This is a genomic window from Priestia sp. SIMBA_032, from assembly GCF_046535215.1.
Taxonomy (GTDB): domain Bacteria; phylum Bacillota; class Bacilli; order Bacillales; family Bacillaceae_H; genus Priestia; species Priestia aryabhattai.
The window spans coordinates 120,429-140,405 of record NZ_JAWRXD010000008.1; the positions used below are offsets into that span (position 1 = coordinate 120,429).

A 19,977-nucleotide genomic window follows, 5' to 3' on the forward strand; every position below is an offset into this window, starting at 1 on the left:
ATCCTCCTAGATAACTTTTTGTATCTTTTCAGCCTTGACTTGCGATTCTATGCCTTTTTTCGAATTTAATAACGTAAAAATTGAAATAATTGTAAAACACAAAACCATAATTCCCATGATGATATAGGTATGACGAAAACCTGTATTATCGTATAATCCACCTGCGATTGGTGAAAGAATAGATGCACCTACTTGAGAGGCAAATTGAAAACCCACTAAATATAATACAGAAGATAGTCTTGTATCAAAATTCGCTGCTAAATACTTAAAAATAGCAATCAACATAATCGGTAATTCAAGTGCGTGAATTAATTTCATGGATGAAATTCCAATTGGTCCAATTACAAGTCCAGAACCAATGATTCGAAAGGCCATTAGAAGTCCTGCTAAAATTAAACTATTCTTTGCACCAAGTTTATTTACTACAAATGGAGCAAGAAACAACATCCCAGCCTCTAAAAATACTTGGAAGGAATTTAAATATCCAAATACTTGATTGCCTAGAGCTTCAGTTGGAAATAAGGATGCATAATAAATTGGGAATTGTTGATCATAAACGCTATAAACACATGTCACTCCGATAACATACATCATTAAAAACCAAAAATCTTTTAATAGAAAAAGTCGTCCAACATCTTTTAATGTAACAGAATCGGCTTTCTCCATTTCGTAATCTGTCATTTCTATTCTTACGGACATAATTATTGTTACCAATATGATGGCTGAAACAGATGCTACCCAAAAATTAATATGTGGGTTGATATTAAATATCTGTCCTGCAAAAAATGTAGCTGCTGCCCATCCTAACGAGCCCCACATTCTTGATTTTCCGTACTCAAACTTATACTTACGACTAACCTTTTCAACGTAAGATTCGATAGCTCCGATACCAGCCAAAAAAGCTACTCCTAAATATAGTCCCCCAACAACTGCACCTAAAAAGACATTGTATTGTAATAACGGTCCATAGATAAAAATATAGAATGGTCCTACAAATACAAGTAATAAACTGATAAAAAATAAGATATTTTTCTTTAAACCTATTTTGTCAGAAATATAACCATACAAAGGCTGTATACATAAGGCAAAGATAGCGTTTACAGAAAAAATCAAACCTGTTTCTGAACCATTTAATTTTATTTCTTGCCCTAACCAAATAGAAAATAAAGAATAACTAGCAGACCAAGTAAAAAAGAAAAAGAAGAAATATGCACTTAACTTCCAATATAGACTTTTTGAACCTTTCACGTTAATTGCCCCTTTAGCTAGTGATGTAGAATAGTAATTTTTAAATCTGAAAGCACTTTCAATATTATTTTATGTCAACCGGTTTCATATGTCAACCGGTTTCATTGTTGAATATTCAAATAATTACGTTACTTTGGATCATTTAATAAATAGATTATAATTAAAATATGAATATTCTAGACTTTTTAGGGCTTATTAAATTTGTAATTTCTCAAAAAGGTTATTAATTTACAAAGTCTTATGTCCTAATATGGATGGATATAACCGGATTTACGTTTAACATGATTAAGCAAAACTATTTAAGTATAAGTTCTTTCATTTCAATGGATTTTACTGTTACAACTTATCTAAGTATAATACTAATAAATGGTTCTTAAGAAATTAGGAGGAAATAGGATGAAAGCCAAAATTAGCGATGTGGCAAAAATAGCAGGTGTTTCGCCAACAACTGTTTCTCGCGTATTAAACAATCGCGGTTATATAAGTGATGAAACAAAGAAAAATGTCTACAAAGCAATGAAAGAGGTCAATTACTTTCCCAATGATATTGCTCGTTCTCTGTTCAATAAACGAACAAATCTGATAGGAGTCATCGTACCACAGACAAGTAATCCATTTTTTGGTGAGCTAGTTTTGCATATTGAAAGTATCTGTGCTTCGCTCAATTATAAGGTGTTGCTTTGTAACAGTTTAAATCGTATAGATAAAGAAGAGAAATATTGGGAAATGTTAATACGAAATCAGGTAGACGGTGTAATAGCTGTGACATATAACCGAGGTATACTAGATTATCACAACCAAACCCTCCCCATTGTAGCGATTGATCATTATTTATCGAAAAAGATACCTACAGTTTCTTCTGATAATTATTCTGGAGGAATCCAAGCAACAGAATTATTAATCTCTAGAGGTTGTAAGCATATTATCCATATTAACGGACCAATTAAACTAGAAACACCAGCAAATTTAAGAAGAAAAGCATATGAATATGTCATGAATGAACAGGGGAAGACACCGATTACGTATGAAATTTCAAATACATTTGATCGTAAAATTCAGCAAGAGGTAATTTGTAAACTTTTCGATGAGCATCCAGAGGTAGATGGTATCTTTGCAAGTGATGACTTAATTGCTGCTTCTGTTATAGTTGAGGCACAAAAAAGGGGAAAAGACATTCCAACCGAACTAAAAGTCATAGGATATGATGGAACAGAAACCAGTCAAACTTTCCTGCCTGGATTAACAACTATACGTCAACCAATTGAGTCAATTGCTAAAAAAGCCATTGAGATTTTAACAAAAGAAGTTGAAGGTGAATTTAACGATTTACCACTTGAAACAAACCTGCCTGTTGAGCTTTTAGAAGGAACAACCACTTAAAGATAGTATCTTTACATATTATTTTTACACTTAGATGTCAACCGATTAGCATAAATTAATTTTTAAAAAAGTTTAATAGTAGCCCTCTTACATAAAAATGAGTACGCTCTATGTTTAGGTTTTAAACTCATAAAATAGTTTCTCGTATATTATATAATAAAAAAGACAAACTTCATCAATTGGTGAAGTTTGTCTAAAATGACATAGTATTTATAAAGAAACCATTTGAATTCGTTTACATTTTAAAATTAAATAGATTTATCTTTATTCTAGTTCCCTACCACACTCACAGGCAACTCCGTAATCACTCTTCCACTTTTGTCAGAGATTTTGATAGTTGTGTTACCTATCTTTAACCCTCCCAATGTTCCTTCGGAACCTCTAGCTTCGGTAGATACTTTCACAATTGACCTGTCAGTTACTTCCCACTTTAACTCACCTTTGTAATCTAACCAATCTGGCTTTGTTACTGCTTGAACGTCCTTTTTTTCACCTATTTTAAGAACGACTGCTTGTTCACTTAATGTAATTCTTTCTAACTTGTCCTTTTTGAGTTTATCACGCCAAATAGAGTTTAAATGATGAAATTTCAGGGAGTCTACACGTACTTTACCTCCTTTTGAATATAATTCAATGCCACGATTAGCTGGATTAGTATAAATTAAATTTGTAAAAGTTTGTTCCCCATCATTAATAAATACTTCAACCGATGATTCATCCACAAAACCATGAATTTTGATTTTTTTGCGATTCTTTGGATAATCAGTTTCATGACGTGAACCAAATGCAAATGGTTTTCCATTTCGATCGATCAATTCTTTCAACCCAGCATTTGTTCGATCAATAAAAACTTTGTGATTTTTCACATCAAGCCCTATATCTGTGTGTTCTTTTCCTGAATCCCCTTGTCGCACACGAATTCCTAACTCACGTATTTCCTTCCATGTCATTTCTGCTTCAAATTCAAATGTACTTCCTTTAAAATTAGTAATCTTTTTATTTCCTTCAAACGTAAAAGGTTTAAATTTTGTAGTGGTTGCTCTTAATTGTTTTAATTCATCCACTGGTTCTTGTACTAATTTAATTTCACCATTTTCCATTGTCCTTAATTTCAATTCACGAGGGATAGACATATTACCCATCCACGGAGAAGTTGGTGATTGGTATGGATAACGCCAATTAGACATCCAGCCAATCCACATACGTCTTCCATCTTTTTCGGGAATATCAGAGAATGTCTGCCCTGCGTAGAAATCCTGTCCTACATCTGTTGTCAGAACTGTCTCTGGCCCATTGTCATTTTTGAATTCTTTTCCATCAAATTCGCCAATAAAATATTGAGCAGTTGATCCATTTGTTTCATCATTATCTCCAATACTCACATGAAGGACCCATTTTTTCTTTCCACTATCATCAACAGGTAGCTGGAACAAATCTGGACATTCCCAGACTGCTGCATGTGAGCCTTCCTGGTCACCAAATCGGCTCATTCTTGTCCACTTTTTCAGGTTTTTCGACCCGTAAAAGGTAACACTTTGATTGGTGGATACAACCATTACCCATTGTTTTGTTTCTTCATGCCAGAAAACTTTTGGATCCCGGAAATCCTTCCCTTCATTGTTTGGAAGAACCGGATTACCTTTGTATTTAACCCAAGTTCTACCATTATCTTTACTGTAAGCGAGACTTTGCTGTTCTAATCCATCCAATGTGTTAGTAAAAATTGCAACAAGACCAGATTTGCCATCAAAGAAGCCACTTGTGTCATTCCAATCTACTACAGCACTCCCCGAAATGGCCTCGCCCAATTTATCATGTCCAAAGGCAACAGGCATATGTTTCCAATGAGTAAGATCTTTACTAATTGCGTGAGCCCAAGTTCCATTCTGTTGATGGAACAAATGATATTCTCCTTTATAAAAAATTAAACCATTTGGGTCAGCTAAATTACCTTCGGGTTGTGAAAAATGGTATTGTGGACGATATAATTCATTGTAGGAAGTTACTTCCGAGATATTCTCTTTATAATCTTTACCCTTTGCTTCATCCTTACTCACAAAACAACTAAATGATGCTAATCCAATTAATGCTACCACTGGAATAATTAGCTTTCTCCTAAACATAGACATCCAACTCCTCGACTCTTGATTATTAATTTACCAATTATATACTGTTTTCTATTTGATACCTGTCCCTGAACCACCAATTCCCTCCAAAATATATCGTTGGGCTACGATATAAATAAGGATTAATGGAATGGTAGATATGGTAAGTACAGCCATAACTTGATTAGTATAAACAGGATCTGTACTATTAATTGCCGTGATTGCTACTTGGATAGGGAATTTCGACTTGTCCGTCAAGACCATCAAAGGCCAGATATAATCATTCCAACTTCCGATAAAGGCTAAGGTTCCAACGGTAGCAACAGCCGGTTTGGACATCGGTAACATAATTCTTAAGAATATTTGCCACGTATTTGCTCCATCCAACTTGGCTGACTCAATAATCTCTGCTGGAATGGCCATAAAAAAGTTTCGGAATAGATAGATATTGAATGCCCCTGCTAAAGCAGGCAAGATTACTGCAAGGCGAGTGTCTACTAATCCTAGTTTGTGAACTATAGTAAATTGTGAGATTAAGATTGTTTCAAGTGGGACGATTAAAAGGCCCAATAAAAGACCAAACAGTACTCTTTTCCCATTAAAATTCAATTTAGCGAACGCATAACCTGCCATCCCATTGATAATGACAGAACCAGCTGCTACACATAGACCATAGAACAAACTGTTTACTATATAGCCAAGTAAGTGAAAGCGTGACAGAACTTGCTTATAAGATATAAACCAATTCGACGGATGGAACGAAGGTAGGAAAGCCTTGACACTATTCATATTATTATATACTTCTGCTTCTGGTTTCATTGATGATGCGATCATCCAGAACAATGGAAAAATAAATAATACCGCGAGCAGAACCAAACAAATGTACTCTAAAATTGTTAAGGGTCCGAATTTCCGTCTCATTAGTCATCTTCCTCCTTCACTAATCTCCGTTGGGCTAGCGTAACCAATCCAATAATTGTTCCAAAGAGAAGAGCAATTGAACTAGCATATCCAACCATTCGATCCGTAAAACCCGTTTGATAAATGTAATATACAACTGTCATCGTGGAGTTGACTGGACCTCCTTGTGTCATGACCATTGGTTGAACCAGTAATTTAAATGCACCAATTAATGTCGTTATAAAGATAAAAATGGAGGTTGGCTTTAATAAAGGCAATGTAATGTAAATAAATCGTTGCCATTTATTCATTCCATCTAACTGTGCAGCTTCATAGACATCCCCAGGTATGTTCTGCAAGCCTGCCAGAAAAATTAGCATCTGAAAGCCAGCTCCCTGCCATGCTGAAACAAAAACAATTGTAAACATCGCCTGCTTAGGGCTTGTTAAGAACGGTTGAGCTGAAACACCAAAATACGTGAGTACATTGTTGATGATTCCTTCATTTGGATTTAACAAATAGAGCCACAGAACAGAGATAACAACGAGCGACATTACTACAGGACTAAAGTAGGCTACTTTAAAAAATGTGTTAGCTTTACGCTGTTTGTTTAACAGGAGGGCCAGCCCAAGTGCTGCCCCTATCTGTAAAGGAATTACCCAAACAACAAATTTTAGAGTGTTCACTAAACTTTTCAAGAAAATAGGATCCTTGAATAAATTGATAAAGTTATCTAATCCGACAAATTTACGCATATCGGGCGTTAACAGATAGTAATCTGTAAATGCATAGTAGATGGACATAATAGCTGGAATAATGAGGAACAGCAATAAAAGTAATAATGCCGGTCCTAAAAATGTATAAGCTACTACGTTTTCTTTCCATTTAATTTTATTTTTAGTTACTTTTAATTTTATTGGAAAATTGTAAACAGTCTTATTTCCTTTTAATCCAGTTTTAATCATAATGCCTCCTTCTAGCTGTTTTTACCGATTAGCCTTATCGATAGCTTCCTGCATTTCTGTAGCACGTGAATCTAAGACTTTTTTGATATTTTTGTTTTGATCATAGAAACTGATATCATCAATTGTTTGTTGGAAAGCACGTGTTACTTGTGGATATGCTGGTGTTACTGGGCGTGCGTGTCCTGATTCCTTTAATTGTTTCATGAATACATTCATTTGATCAGAAAATTCTTTTGTAAGCACTTTCTCAGAAGAGTAACGAACTGGTAGGGCTGCAATTGTACGACTTAATTCTAAATTTGAATCCTTATTTGTCATCCAATCCACCAATTTTGCAGACCATTCCTTATTTTCAGATTTTTCTGTCATTGCAAACTGCCAACTTCCTGAAGGTGAAACTAGTTTCTTTGTCTTTGGTGATACAGGATAAGGCATCACACCATAATCAACTTTTTGGAAGTTTGTTTCCATATCCGTTACTGTCCATACACCACTAAACTTCATTGGGTACTTTTCTGTTTCAAAAGCTTGTTTGACCGGAGTACGTGTTGTATAGCCTTCTTTTAACATCGTTTGAATAAAACTCATTGCTTCAACAGTAGGCTTCTTATTAAACACACCTTCTGCTTTCGTACCATCTTTTGAGAGAACTTCTCCCCCTGCAGACCATACAAATGGTGTTAGTGCATACGTTAACATTTCATCTTTTGATTGTAATTGCATATCAATAGCCGGTTTATTATATTTTTCTTTTAACGTTTTACAAAGAGCCATAAATTGATCCCATGTCCAAGGATTATCAACTGTCGGTAACGTATTTAAATCAATGCCTGCCTCTTGTAGCATTTTTTTATTGTAGTAAATTCCCACGGATGATTCACTCGCACCAATTGCATACAATTTGTCTTTATATGTACCTTGTTGCTTGATACTCGGTAGTAAATCATCTTGATCTTTCACGTAATCATCTAGTGGAGCAATGATGCCAGATTTTGCATAAGCAGCTGTATTTGGACCATCCAACGTAATAACATCGGGTAATGTATCCGTTGTCAATGATGCGTTTACTTTATCTTCATATCCTCCACCGTTCCCACTACGTGGAATAAATTCAATTTTAGCTTTAACATTTTTAGATGCATATTTCTTGTTAAAAGCATCTACTCGTTTTTTATAAACTTTTCCTTCTTCATTATCATCAGATACATGTACCCACATTGTGATTGTCTTTTTTCCATCACTGTTTACACTTTGATTTTTACTACATCCTACTGCAGCAAAAATCAGTAATAAAGCTATACTTACTAATAGCCATTTTTTCATACATTTCACGTTCCCCTCATTTATCTTTTCCACAAATATAAAAGCGCTTTCAATCAGAATTTTATGTCAACCGGTTTCATATGTCAACCGGTTTCTTATAAAATGTTTGAATTTTCTTTTTTTGTTTATTGCTCTTTGTTATATCCAATTCTATTTCTATCATTTAAAATAAGAGGCTTTAATACAAAAAAGTATATAAACGTTAAAGTGGAGTTAGTATAGTTTCATGAACACCATTTAGTTAAGTCCTTAAAATGGTGAGTTTAAGAAAAATATTGTGGATTTATATCATGTGGGAAACTCGATTAAAGATTTAAGCAGCGAATATGGCGTATCAGAAGTAACAATTTATAAATGGGTAAAGGCACTTACGCCTATCAGTTCAGAAGAAGGCTCTCTTTGTTGAGAGCAATAGTATAAAAAAACAAACCGGCATTAAAAGGTTTGTCTCGTTAAGGCTATTAGTTGTTAATGCACTGCAACGAAGCCGTATATTAGTGCAAATAGGAAAACAAATGTAAAAACAGCTATTTTTTTCTTAAAATTAGTCGCCATTTATTATGGAATTTCTCAAATTGAATAATATAATTTTCTTTTTCATAAATAAAAATATTCCCAGGTTCTGTTGGTTTACCCATTATCTCCAAAATTTCATCTTTTGAATAATCAAGTTCAACTTGAATTGTATAAATTTCGTTCATTTCATCTTCGTCGATAATGAAGTTTTGATTTTTAATTGTATATCTATATGTTTGAATGTCTTCATTGTCAAAATGTTCGTTTGGTTTGCCCCAAATTCTTTCTACATCACTCATTTTAGTATCATTATCAAGCCTTAAAGGTGTTCCTTTTATGATTCCTTTTTCTAAGTCTCTAATAGTTTCAGCATCTAAATTAAATGCGCTATGCCTTGAAATATCTTCTACCTTATTTTTCTCTTTTGGTACTTGCGTACTGCAACCAGATATAAAGAGTAAAACAGCAATCAGTGTCATTAATAAATTCACTATTTTCAAATTCATCACATCCTTTCAGGGTGCTTTTTGGATTAAGGTATATTTAACAGAGCTAAAGGAACTCATCAAAGCCCTTTAGCCCAAGCGTTCCCTTTTTGATGAAGTTCCGAAAAAAACATTATTTTAGGAAGAAAAATTTCTCCTTTACTTAAACAAAATAATTACTCCTGCTTTTCCATCATTTTTCGATGACTGCTTATAAAAGAAGGGATTTTTCTAAAGTAATGTTTTTTCACTTCATGAAAAGGTATCCATATGTCCTTGGCTACAATAACATCATAAACTTCGTCTAAAATTTGGTCTCGTTTCCTGGGGTGCAATTTGACGTGAGGGTAGTTGATCGCACTAATATAGCGTTGTCTTAATTCGTTCGTTATCCATTCTTTCTGCTTTTGCTTTAATGCTGAAAACTTTTTATTCGTTTGAATTAAGCGTCCATTTTGATAAACATGGTTTTTCATATCGTTTCCCCCTTTTCTCCATAGTCTCGTAGAACCGTTGAATCTTCACTTATCTAGTAGGCTTTTTTCTTAAATTGTTCTTTCACATAGATACAATTTCGTTTATGTTCACGGGAAAAGAAATGATCATGTTTATAATGTACTGTGACTTCACATGAAGGACAGACAAAAAAACCCATTCTTATTTTATCTTGATTGACCTCATGCGCATAAAACTCCCCTGTGGCTTTAAACATGACCACATGTTTAGCTTTCTCGATTTTTGCTCGCATAATTGTGTCCTCCTTCACCATAATTATCATCCACTTCCATGATAAGGGTTATATGGTGAGAAGACAAAATAAAAGGGAGCCCCCCTTCATCCTTGACTCATATACTTTCTAATACTGCTCTCTTTTAAGAAGAAGCTAATTTGATATTATGTAACCTTTTAAAATATGAAAAAGATGTTATTATCACTTATGAAACCCATAATAATAACAATGATATGGTTTCTATTTATTTGGAGTGTGATAATACTTGTTTTTAATTCATTTATGTGAACCTCGTAAAGTTGAGGAAATAACAACTCAAATAGATCCAAAATATAAATGCCCTAAGTGTGGGCTATTGACCGAAGATAGATGGATTGATGAAGAAAAGGAGTATGAATCGTGAGTGTTAAGAGAGAGCATTAATGCTCTCTTTTTTTACAATATAAGAGGGTTTTATAGTGACTACACTAACTTGTCTTTATTGTGAGAGTATTGTTAATCCACCAATTAGGAAGGATGATCTAACCCATTGTAAGTTCTGTAATGATTATGTGCATTGCTCGCAAAATGGAAAGAAAAAAGGTCTTTACAAGGCTCGATTGATTGACTATGAATTTATAAATATGGATCTTTCATAACTAAAAGAGCTTCACCTTGTTTTGCCTGCTGCTTTTTCTCTCCTTCTGCTTTCCCAGTATAAAACAAGAATACTCTTCAGTCTTCACTTCGTCTTTAAACCTTTGCTTTTTTTAACGTTCTATCTCTTGTGCGCCATTCCTTTTTTTGTAGAATGTGCATCGGTATTCCGTGCAAAAAGTTTCGTAAATCCATTTAATGATTTCTCTTTTCTCCCTTTGTCATTATCCTTTAACTCTCTCTGTACCTCCCTCCTTTTTAAGCTGAATTTTAAAAATTCTTGGGAAGAAATGTTCTTTCCTTTCGCGATTCCACCCAATTTTTTAACAACAATCAGATCGATATTTTGTAAAAACATATCCATGACATTCGTTCCTTTCCTGTAAATTGTGGTTCCCCATTACAAAAGAGAGAAGAGCATAAGGGGTTTTTGCCCCCACCATAGGTGTGGGGCTAGGCAGAGCCTAGCAAAACCGTGGGTACAAGAAAACCTGTTGAATGTGAACCTACTGTTGACGTAAACTCCTTTACGTGAACCTACTGTGAACATGAAAATTGGGTATGTGAATCTGCTGTGAACCTCAAAAAAACACATGTTGACCTACTGTTAACATGTGTTTTTTCACTTCGTAGCAAAATCTTGTTGCTTTTCACTTAATTTTTGGATCTTTTCTTGTAGACTTTTTTAGTCATTTTTCATAGAGCTGAATGCTTTCATCACTGTAGTGAATCGCATCTTTTTTTATCGCAATTTTTGATTCTATATCAGCTTTTCTATAGTTTTTCATTTTCTTTTTTACAACATCTTTTTCTAACTCATATGAACTTGCTCTGAACATAAAAAAGATAAATGTTGATGACCTGTGAATCAGCATTATTTCAGAACAGTAATCGTTTTTAGAGTAAAAATTCATTCATAAATGATAAAAAAAACACGCTTAAATCACTTGTATTGTGAGCAAAGAAAGAAGGCTGTTTTGACCAAGAACGTGCGAAAAAAACAAAAAAAGATCGTTTGCTTCTGTCTTATTTTTTCAAAAAACACTTCAAAATGAGGTGACCCTTGAGGGAACATTTATCAACTATGAAGGGCCGGTGAAGGGGCTTCTGGCACAAATGTTGTGATCATTGAAGGTGCGGTGAAGGGACTGTCCTTCAATTTTTGGGTGCGCTGAGGGGGTTCTTGCAAACATTTCCTTGTACCCGAGTTTTTGTTAGGCTCTGCCTAACCCCACACACTCTGTGGGGGCAAAAACCCCTTATGCTCTTCTCTCTATTTTTAAAAGAGCACCACTATTTTGAGAAGTTCAAATAAAATATGGGACTTAAAATAAGAAATGCTGATGCTATTGTTGTTAAAAAATTTGATGAGTAGATAAAGAAACATGACTAATCCTAACAGCAATTTTCAAAGAATCAGGTTCACACATGAGCTATTTTTAATCAACAATTCAGCCGAGAAAGACCCCTTAAAAATTTAATTAAAGTCAAAGATAAGACGATGGAACGTTGTCTAATTTCTATAGAAAATTTAAATGATATGTTAAAAGAATCGATGAGGAAGTATGAGGAAGTATGAGGATGATGGATAGAAAGGCCGGATAATTTCACTCGATGTAGTCACATATTAATACGTTCAAGATTACATACTTAAAAACAAAATTAGATATCCTGACGACGCTATATCTGACATTTGTAATAGATTCAAATATAAACAAAAAAAGAATGGAACTGTACTAATTTTCTCATAAGTAAGCTCACCACTTGAGGCTCCTAATTTTCCAATAGAACCATTTCCCCCTCACATATTAATAAAAAAAGCAGCTTCTACATTTATAAGTAGAAACTGCTTGTATCATACTTTTGGAATTTTGCATAGTGCCATTTACCCTTAACATTGAAGTTGTATTAATTCATTAAATTTCCAAAAATAATAAGAACTAAACATCATAACATACTTTAGAACACTTGAGGAGGGGAAACTTTTTTCCCCTCCCCTACTCTAAAGAACTCATATATGATTAAGGTGATTCCTATAGCAATACAGGATCACTCATAGCTAAATATACTTGTTTTGATATATTTTGCTAATTTTTATTGAATTATGAGACTACTTAACGCTATAATAAAACTAACAAAAACGTGCGGATAGAAAAAAGACTTCAACTGTTTAAGTAGTGGACGAACACTCTTAAACCGTTCCTCCTAGTTACGGTAGGAAAAACACTTGTCGAAGTCTCTTGTTAATAGAGTTAGTTTTGTTTAATTTAAAACTTATGGTTTTATTTTATACGAAATTGACATCTATTTCAAGGGCTTAGTTCATCAAAATCACGGCATTGTTTTCCTTTCATCAGGGAGACAGTGTCTTTTTTGTGTTCCTTAAAGGAGAAGATGAACAAATGACAAAGCTCTTTACCTGCTATTTACAAGATGTAAATACCTTCAATGGACGATTCACATGGTTATGGAAAGAAAAACCTACCCTTCGTAAAAAGAAAGAAGCGTTTTTAGAAACCCTTCGTACTTACTTTAAACAACAACAATTGGCCTTACATAAAGTATTCCCTAAAAAAAGAATGGAAATGTTAGATTACGTGATTTATAATCTTGTTGCTACAGGCATTCAAGCCATTCACTCAAAAACACTCATGCAAAAATTTGATGTATCCCAAAGTACCGTTTCTCGCTTTGTAAAATCATTAAAGGAAACACCTTTTATGATCGTGGCACGTTATATCAAAGAAGATACAACAGGTGCTCATCCTGATAGCTATGTATTTATCCTTAAAAGCCATACAAATTTTGATCAAATTTGTGATGAAATCTTTTTTGACCATGACACAACAGGTGTCCAAACGCTTCAACAAGAAGAAATGACAACTCCTGTGACAACTCCTGTGACAAGTCCAGAAAGTGCCGAAAACGTTGATACACCAAGCTTTGAGGACGAAAAAACATCGTCCCCCTTTATTAACCTTGATTTACCTAAAAAGCATTTAAATAATCATTTAATATCTGCTTCACAGTCATTTTCGTATATCAAAGGTGTTCCTAAAAAAGTAAATAATGTGTACGCAGGTAAATATGGTCATCAACTAAAAGATTTTTACGCTCGTATTCAAAATGCAGCTAAAGCAGTAAAAAGAGATACAGAGATTGAGATTGTGAAAGAACAAGTACATGAAGTCGCTTATACAGCCATTGTTGGCTTAGATAAATATGTTCATGAGGCGAAACATAAGGGTACTACTCTATCACTGGATGAAATGTGCCGTCTTGTTTATCAAATTGCCTATAATCAATTTACAAATCTACTAAAAGGGAATACAGAAGAACCATCATCTGAGTCAGACATACATACTGAAGCTGAAACAGCAGCGTTATTTACGCCTAAACATATCATCCGTAAGGAATTGGTTCCTGCTTGGTTACAAGCTGAACAGGAGCAAAAAGAGTCTACACAAGAAACAGCTATTCCTCTGGATCAACAGCTTGAAATGATTCAATTAAAGCAGGATTTAGGGCAAGAACTAACGCCAGAAGAAGAAACCTTACTCCAAGAGCACAGTACTACGTACAGTTCGTTCGAAATGGCGCAGCTGAAACAAGATCTTGGACAAGCCTTAACACCAGAGGAACAAGCTTTATTGCACCAACAGGACCAGTTAAAAGGCTCAGTTTCTTAATCAAAAAGTGAAGAAACCCCTTAGAAGCTGATGTTTAATTAGGGTATTATTATTTAGAAATATGTTCTAAATAATTAATATATAAATCTATGTAGGAGGAGATCACGATGCCACATAAAATGACCCTAACAGGATCTGCGACAGGTCCATTACGAGAATACGATCGCTACGTTGCCTTTGATATGCGTGAAAAAGGCTCTCCATCTGCGCCTAAAGGTCTGAAGAAGAGTACGTTTATTTCGTATACCGTGTTTGTTGCCAAGAAAGCCTTCAATAAAACCGGACTGACAAAAAAGAGTATTATGCATGAAAAGATCTTAGTTCAAGGGGAACCAACGTTAGATATTCCTATTGACGAGTGCCCTGGAGAAATTGGTATCATCTGCTTCCAAATTACCGTTCTCCCGAATAAAAACGATAAAGAAGCCAATGAGTCAAAAGATAAGAAAGAAGCCCAACAAGAGGTTGTAGCTACTAAGCAGGAAGAAAAACAAGAGCCTGTAGCCAAAGAAGCGAAAACTGTACAGCCAGAAGTGAACGAAATACCTGTTCAAGAGAAAAAGGCTGCACAATCAAAGAAGCAGCAACCTATTCAGCCAAAAGGGACAAAGGATGTCGTGAGTTTTGAGGACATTATCGTTCCTGAAGCCTTCTTAAAGACACGTCCAAACCCTGTGAAAACAGAAGAAGTCATTGAATTTGTGAAACGTACAGGACACCTTGACAAGCCGTTAACAATTGAGAAAGAATCGAAGATCTTGAAAGATGGCTATCGTCGTTATATTGTGGCCAAAACCATGAAAATGGAAAACGTTCCGGTTGTTTATGACTATCAAAAATAACGTACTCTCTAAGGAGGCAGCTATGAATACTAAATATATGCCAGACTATGGGCTGCAAACATGGGCTTATCATTTAAGCATGAGTTACCCTTTTGATTTAGATTATTTATCGCCAGATAATCGGAGATATAATATTTACGTGGCCACTTTAATCCCAAAATTAAATATAGATGAAGATTCTGTCCAATTCTTTGAAAATTATATACGTTTTGACGTAATCGTCGGGACAGGAGAACATACTTCAAGAGAGACACTGGATATTTCTATTTTTTCGGATGATATGCCAGAATTTGATCACAGAAAATTTGATTTTGACTATGAGAAGCCACGTAAAGCGATGGTATTTACAGGTTGGGAAAAAGGACCTGTCGAGTTAAATCTTCTTCATGTCTACCGTGAGTATTCAAAGTATTACCTAGATACAGAGATTATTTATATTGGGCAGGCATTTTGAGAAAATGGAGAACGTATTCCTGCTGAAGAGTTAATGTCTGATCCTACGTTACAGAAGGTAGAAGCAGATCTTCTACGTGAATATCCAGAAAAAGATCTAGCCCTTCTATTATTGGAGTTCAAATCACAATTATTTGAGGAAATAGACAGTAAGGATGAAGATCTACTCGAACTACAAGAGATCACAAAGAATCCGCCACTGGAATTAAATAATCAAATCATAGATGCAACAGAAGCAGCTCTGATCAATTATTTCAAACCTGAGTACAATGGGAAGTTCAACATTGATTTCCCTAGTGTAGAAGATTACGGTTTACATTATCATTCCGTAAACGTACAGGTTCACTCTGATATTATGGGATTAAAGCTATTCTCAAAGGAAAAGACATACCTATCAAATGAGCGTATTGTCTCTTCTCATTTACTCTCAAAAAATTAAAAAAGAGTCATTCCCTTCAAATAGGTTATGAAAAGACTATAAAAAAATAAGACAAAGTAAAAGACCCTCTTCTGCGAAGCAAGAGGGTCTTTTACTTTGTCTTACTTCTTATTTAATTTCACATGACGGATAAACCATATATTAATTAACACTTTCATCACTTTGAACATATTGAAGAACTTTCTTATCTATATATGATTCAATAAAATCCTGTCTTTCTCCTAGTTTTTCAGTTTTCTGCAGACCTAGAAAACCACTTCGTATAAACCTTTCACTTTCCGGTTTTTGATTCCACAATTCAACAGCTTCTTCCCGTGCTTGAATCCTTATTTTCGCTTCAACCTCTCTCAACCTTTGCTGGTTTTGTTCAGACTTTTTAATGTCTGGCAAGGTTCGCATTAATTGCTGAAGAGATAGTATTTCTTGAGTAGTATTTTCAGATATCTGTTTTATTTGCTTTTCAGTATGTTTAACAAACCCATCAAACAACTCAGCCATTGATTTTATTTTTTCTGTATTACCTTCTACTTGCTCTTGCAGTTCCTCTACTGATTCTTCTAAAAATGACTTAAGAGACTCATTTTTCTCAATCATTTCATCGGTCAATTCCTTGTTAAAATGCGCTTGAATCATTTTTAAAGAGTAGTCATTTTCTTCTTTTAAACGTTTTGCTTCTAGCAGATCATTTAAATCCTGCTGACTAAAGCGCCGATGACCGCCCTCGGTTCGACTACCCTGCAAATTCATATATTTCATATATTTTCGCACATTGGATTGAGACCATCCTAGAATCTCTGCAACATCTTTTATTTGATAAGATAATTCTTCTTGTGTTTGCGACATAAATCAATCACTCCTTATCTTGTTCTACGCCAAGATTGCTATACTGGTTAACATTATATCAAATCTACTACTAAACTTTCTCGAAATTCTTCATAAAGTACTATCCAATTTCAAACAAACATAGTTTTGAATATATAATTCTACACAAAAGAAGATATAACCTTTTGTAATCTATAATTAATTTTGCACAATCTTGAGTATAGATTCAACTTAAGTTGAGCTACAAGGAGAATATTACATTTAATTTTGCATATTCTTGAGTGCGAGTTTAACTTGAGTTTAACTATGAGGATGATATTGTAGTTAAACTTATACGTTCTTAAGTATAAGTTTAACTAGAGTTGAACAAATTGCACATAAAATTGTATAGACAAAGTGCAGGATAGCGAATGTTAGTCTCTTTCATAGAGAAATTGCACTTATTTTTGTATTTAAAAAGTACAAAAACCTCTCAATACATGGCGTTCTGAGCGAAGTTACATAAAATCCTTGTCAAACCAAGTGTAGAATCGCTCAGTTTTAGTAGATAAGGAACTAGAGTAACTGTTTAAGACAGATTCTATAGCTGGTAAGTTAAATGATGACTGAAATAAAAAAGTGCGCTAAGCATTCCAAATAATTGATTCATAAATTGTTTAAATTAATTTCATAAGTTATTTATTTAGAGAAAAGTGACATTTTATGGTCTACTACGTATTCTTTGCACCGAAATCAAAAAAAGAGCCTTGCTTCTATTCTTAGAATCTAGGCTCTTTTCTATTTAGATACGAATATCCACAACAAAGACCGCCCATTATTTATAGTGTATAAGGCGGTCTTAACTGTATTCATGCTATATGTCTATGGGAAAAATATCGACAACATGCGCAAATTAATTTTATTTCTCTTATTCTATGCCTAAATTACCTCCTTATGCCTATATTTTCTCCAAAGATGATTCAAAGTGGTGAAAAGTGGACAGGCTGATAGATAAGGAGGGATGGTTATGTTCTGGTGGAAGAATCCAAAGCGTTCGAAGTTTGGTAGGTGGTTAGATCAAGAAGGTATTGCTCAGGTTGATTTTGCAGAGAAAAGTAAAGTATCGAGAAATACCATTTGGCGTATTTGTAACAATAGAGACTACATACCATCACCTGTTGTCATGAAGAAAATTATGAATACTGCTCGAAAAATGGACAAAAACAAGAACATTCAAGACTTTTTTGACATATAAAAAGGCTTACTGAACGTATTTTACCTAGTTCTTTAAACAATGTGCGTCTTAGGTACTTAATGCTTCTGAGATAGCTTCTTAATCTATATAATATAATTAACAAAAAGGGGATGATTCTATTGTCCGGAGATATTATACAGGGTATCGTCATTGCATTAATTATATTTCTAGCTATGGCTAAAACAGTAAAAGACACCCAGAAAGACCACGAGAAAAAAAGACATTAATTTATGAATACCATATATAAAATATAAAGCTCGTTTACATAAAACGTATTACAGCAACTACGTAATTAATAGATCTCTTACTGAGTAAAGTAAGATAATTTTAAATACAATCACTAAATATTATGGTTTAAGTTATTTAGCTTTTGCATAAAGGAACCCGTTTTACCAAAAAATTATATATGTTATGCTTTTACTACATAATCATGATGTTTAGTAGGTGAAAAAATGGAAGATGTATTGCTAAATAAAAAATTACAACAGATTACGGCTGTAATCTTACATAAAAAAGAAGAATTAGCTGAACAAAAAAGACACTATCATTTTTATAATCATGATGTGTATGTTCAATTGGTTCCTTGGCGAGAGAATTTAATTAAAATCTATGCAGAATCTATATCTATTAATAAAGAGCATACTTTTCAAATCTTAGAAAAGTGGGGAATGGAAGTAGCAAATGTATTAACAACTCTTCAACTTCCTTTAGATATTGCTTTAGAAGAAATCAGTTATTATCGAAATCTAATTGGAGAAATCATTACAGAAGAAGCAAAGAAAGAAAATTTTTCTTTTGATTTGTTCTCTAAAGTGATATCTAGATACAATTTAGTAGTAGATAAAGCTGTACATTGGATAAGTAAATCTTATATGAAAGATTATACAGATAAGATTCAATCTGCACAGTACGCTATAGATGAACTATCTATACCTGTAGTGCGTATAACAAAAGAAATTGGCATAATTCCTCTTGTAGGGGAGATTGATACACATAGAGCTCAAATTTTAATGGAAAATGCATTGAAACAGGGTAATACTTACAAACTAAGTTGGTTAATTATTGATCTATCTGCCGTACCTATTATTGATACCATGGTGGCAGACCAACTTTTCAAAGTAGTTGCGGCTTTGAAACTTATAGGAATAGATGTTGTATTAAGTGGCATTCGCTCTGAAATTGCCCTTACAATGGTTCAGTTAGGTGTAAAATTAAATGACATCGTCACTTTTAACACTCTTTATGGAGCATTAGACTACACAAACTCTCGAATGCAGTAAATATGAATAAATATTTCCAGTATCAAAAAATGATTGTAAGTCGAATAGTCTTGCCTATTATGGCTTAGAACGCTGACTTTATAATTAATATTACCATGCTAATAATTCCCTCAAAAGCTACCCGTCCTGCGATGGGATAGCTTTCTTTTTTATCAGAAGACATATTTTCTTAATATCCTATGTTAAGTTAATTTTGATTCCATTTGAGGATGATGATACTCTTGGTCTTCCATCTCTTTGCTGTTTACCAGCACTCTTATATTTCTCCAACAGTTCATGAATACTTGCTACTTGAATAATTCGTATATGATCCGAAGCAACAGCATAACGAACAGGTGTAATCAAAATGACAGAAGGGAAGATAGGCGCCCGTTCTTCAGGTTGCCAGTGCAACGCTTTCCACTCATCCAAAAAGAAAAACTCCTCATAGAGATTGATCTTCGCTTGCATTTTCTGTTCGGAATACTGATTGCGTTGAATTTCAATCCAAAAAGGAGATCCTTTAAAAATACAAAAGAGATCCGGTTCAATGCCTCCTTTTCGTCCAGTGGGCTTATCTTCAACAATGACCTGTTTAGGTGTGCTATACGTACACATTTGCTTGTAGACATCCAAGATAGAAAGGAAATGTAATATTTTTTGAGAGTTCTTTTTGATCTTTGCATCCACAGGCAAATAGACGGTTGGAGAATACTGCTGTGTGCGTTCAATGAGCCCTAATCGATATAAACGTACCATGACACTATTACACGCATTTACGGGTGATTTAAGCTGTTTAAAGAATAGGTCAACTAATGAGTCTCGATCCACGGCTCTAAATTGATTGATAAACGCTATAATGTCTTTATCACGCTGAGATAAACGGAAACTCATCGCTGCTCCTCCTTCTCTAATAAACCAAAAATAGACTGTGATACCACTTCTAGTTCT

General features: G+C 34.1%; 18 protein-coding genes and 1 pseudogene. 8 read left to right on the top strand and 11 right to left on the bottom strand.

The genetic code is table 11. The features are described 5' to 3' along the window. Positions 1-6: 6 nt before the first annotated feature. Positions 7-1,248 carry an MFS transporter gene (locus SB717_RS22270; RefSeq protein ID WP_410904749.1) on the bottom strand — a complete coding sequence of 414 codons (1,242 nt, stop codon included), beginning with the start codon at positions 1,246-1,248 and terminating at the stop codon, positions 7-9. 396 nt (positions 1,249-1,644) lie between these two features. Between SB717_RS22270 and SB717_RS22275 the strand changes: the two genes are divergently transcribed. After that, the gene (locus SB717_RS22275; protein ID WP_410904750.1) at positions 1,645-2,628 is read left to right on the top strand and encodes a LacI family DNA-binding transcriptional regulator; all 984 of its coding nucleotides are present in this window, start codon (positions 1,645-1,647) and stop codon (positions 2,626-2,628) included. A 269-nt stretch (positions 2,629-2,897) separates the two neighbouring features. Here the strand turns inward: SB717_RS22275 and SB717_RS22280 are convergent, their stop codons facing one another. The 4 genes from SB717_RS22280 to SB717_RS22295 are packed head-to-tail and all read right to left on the bottom strand — an operon-like array spanning position 2,898 to position 7,921. Then, positions 2,898-4,751 (bottom strand): glycoside hydrolase family 32 protein, encoded by a 1,854-nt coding sequence (locus SB717_RS22280; RefSeq protein WP_410904751.1) that lies wholly within the window; start codon positions 4,749-4,751, stop codon positions 2,898-2,900. 54 nt (positions 4,752-4,805) lie between these two features. Beyond that, the gene (locus tag SB717_RS22285; RefSeq protein ID WP_410904752.1) at positions 4,806-5,654 is read right to left on the bottom strand and encodes a carbohydrate ABC transporter permease; all 849 of its coding nucleotides are present in this window, start codon (positions 5,652-5,654) and stop codon (positions 4,806-4,808) included. Further along, on the bottom strand, positions 5,654-6,598 hold the full coding sequence (locus SB717_RS22290) for a carbohydrate ABC transporter permease (RefSeq protein WP_221790722.1): 945 nt from the start codon (positions 6,596-6,598) through the stop codon (positions 5,654-5,656). The genes SB717_RS22285 and SB717_RS22290 overlap by 1 nt, the downstream gene beginning before the upstream one ends. 21 nt (positions 6,599-6,619) lie before the next feature. Next, entirely contained in the window at positions 6,620-7,921 is a 1,302-nt protein-coding gene (locus SB717_RS22295; protein WP_410904753.1) for an ABC transporter substrate-binding protein, read from the bottom strand. A gap of 253 nt (positions 7,922-8,174) precedes the next feature. On the opposite strand from SB717_RS22295, the pseudogene SB717_RS22300 reads away from it, so the two are divergent. Continuing rightward, positions 8,175-8,300, top strand: a pseudogene (locus SB717_RS22300) (transposase); the annotation flags it as partial. Positions 8,301-8,448: 148 nt separating this feature from the next. Here SB717_RS22300 and SB717_RS22305 read toward each other — a convergent pair. The 4 genes from SB717_RS22305 to SB717_RS22320 all read right to left on the bottom strand — a co-directional run bounded on the left by SB717_RS22305 (position 8,449) and on the right by SB717_RS22320 (position 10,652). Beyond that, positions 8,449-8,937, bottom strand: a complete 489-nt coding sequence (locus SB717_RS22305) for a hypothetical protein (protein WP_410904754.1) — start codon at positions 8,935-8,937, stop codon at positions 8,449-8,451. 161 nt (positions 8,938-9,098) lie between these two features. Beyond that, complete coding sequence (locus tag SB717_RS22310; protein WP_410904755.1) at positions 9,099-9,398, bottom strand: hypothetical protein; 300 nt, start codon at positions 9,396-9,398, stop codon at positions 9,099-9,101. 53 nt (positions 9,399-9,451) lie between these two features. Further along, on the bottom strand, positions 9,452-9,670 hold the full coding sequence (locus SB717_RS22315) for a hypothetical protein (protein ID WP_116075841.1): 219 nt from the start codon (positions 9,668-9,670) through the stop codon (positions 9,452-9,454). Positions 9,671-10,409: 739 nt separating this feature from the next. Further along, positions 10,410-10,652, bottom strand: a complete 243-nt coding sequence (locus tag SB717_RS22320) for a hypothetical protein (protein WP_410904756.1) — start codon at positions 10,650-10,652, stop codon at positions 10,410-10,412. Between the two features lie 2,038 nt (positions 10,653-12,690). Between SB717_RS22320 and SB717_RS22325 the strand changes: the two genes are divergently transcribed. From SB717_RS22325 to SB717_RS22340, 4 genes are all read left to right on the top strand, one after another. Beyond that, positions 12,691-13,977, top strand: coding sequence for a replication protein (locus tag SB717_RS22325; protein WP_410904757.1), 1,287 nt, complete (start codon positions 12,691-12,693; stop codon positions 13,975-13,977). A gap of 107 nt (positions 13,978-14,084) precedes the next feature. Then, positions 14,085-14,819 (top strand): ParB N-terminal domain-containing protein, encoded by a 735-nt coding sequence (locus SB717_RS22330; RefSeq protein ID WP_410904758.1) that lies wholly within the window; start codon positions 14,085-14,087, stop codon positions 14,817-14,819. 22 nt (positions 14,820-14,841) lie between these two features. Continuing rightward, positions 14,842-15,273, top strand: coding sequence for a hypothetical protein (locus SB717_RS22335; protein WP_410904759.1), 432 nt, complete (start codon positions 14,842-14,844; stop codon positions 15,271-15,273). 33 nt (positions 15,274-15,306) lie between these two features. Next, a complete protein-coding gene (locus SB717_RS22340) occupies positions 15,307-15,711 on the top strand; it encodes a hypothetical protein (RefSeq protein ID WP_410904760.1) in 405 nt (134 codons plus the stop codon). 141 nt (positions 15,712-15,852) lie between these two features. Here the strand turns inward: SB717_RS22340 and SB717_RS22345 are convergent, their stop codons facing one another. Then, entirely contained in the window at positions 15,853-16,554 is a 702-nt protein-coding gene (locus tag SB717_RS22345) for a MerR family transcriptional regulator (protein WP_221790738.1), read from the bottom strand. Positions 16,555-17,539: 985 nt separating this feature from the next. On the opposite strand from SB717_RS22345, the gene SB717_RS22350 reads away from it, so the two are divergent. Beyond that, positions 17,540-17,767: a helix-turn-helix domain-containing protein gene (locus SB717_RS22350; RefSeq protein WP_216885323.1), complete on the top strand. Its 228-nt coding sequence runs from the start codon at positions 17,540-17,542 to the stop codon at positions 17,765-17,767. 452 nt (positions 17,768-18,219) lie between these two features. Next, on the top strand, positions 18,220-19,047 hold the full coding sequence (locus SB717_RS22355) for an STAS domain-containing protein (protein ID WP_221790740.1): 828 nt from the start codon (positions 18,220-18,222) through the stop codon (positions 19,045-19,047). Positions 19,048-19,224: 177 nt separating this feature from the next. Here SB717_RS22355 and SB717_RS22360 read toward each other — a convergent pair. Next, on the bottom strand, positions 19,225-19,977 hold a 753-nt coding region (locus SB717_RS22360), incomplete at its 5' end, for a hypothetical protein (RefSeq protein WP_410904761.1).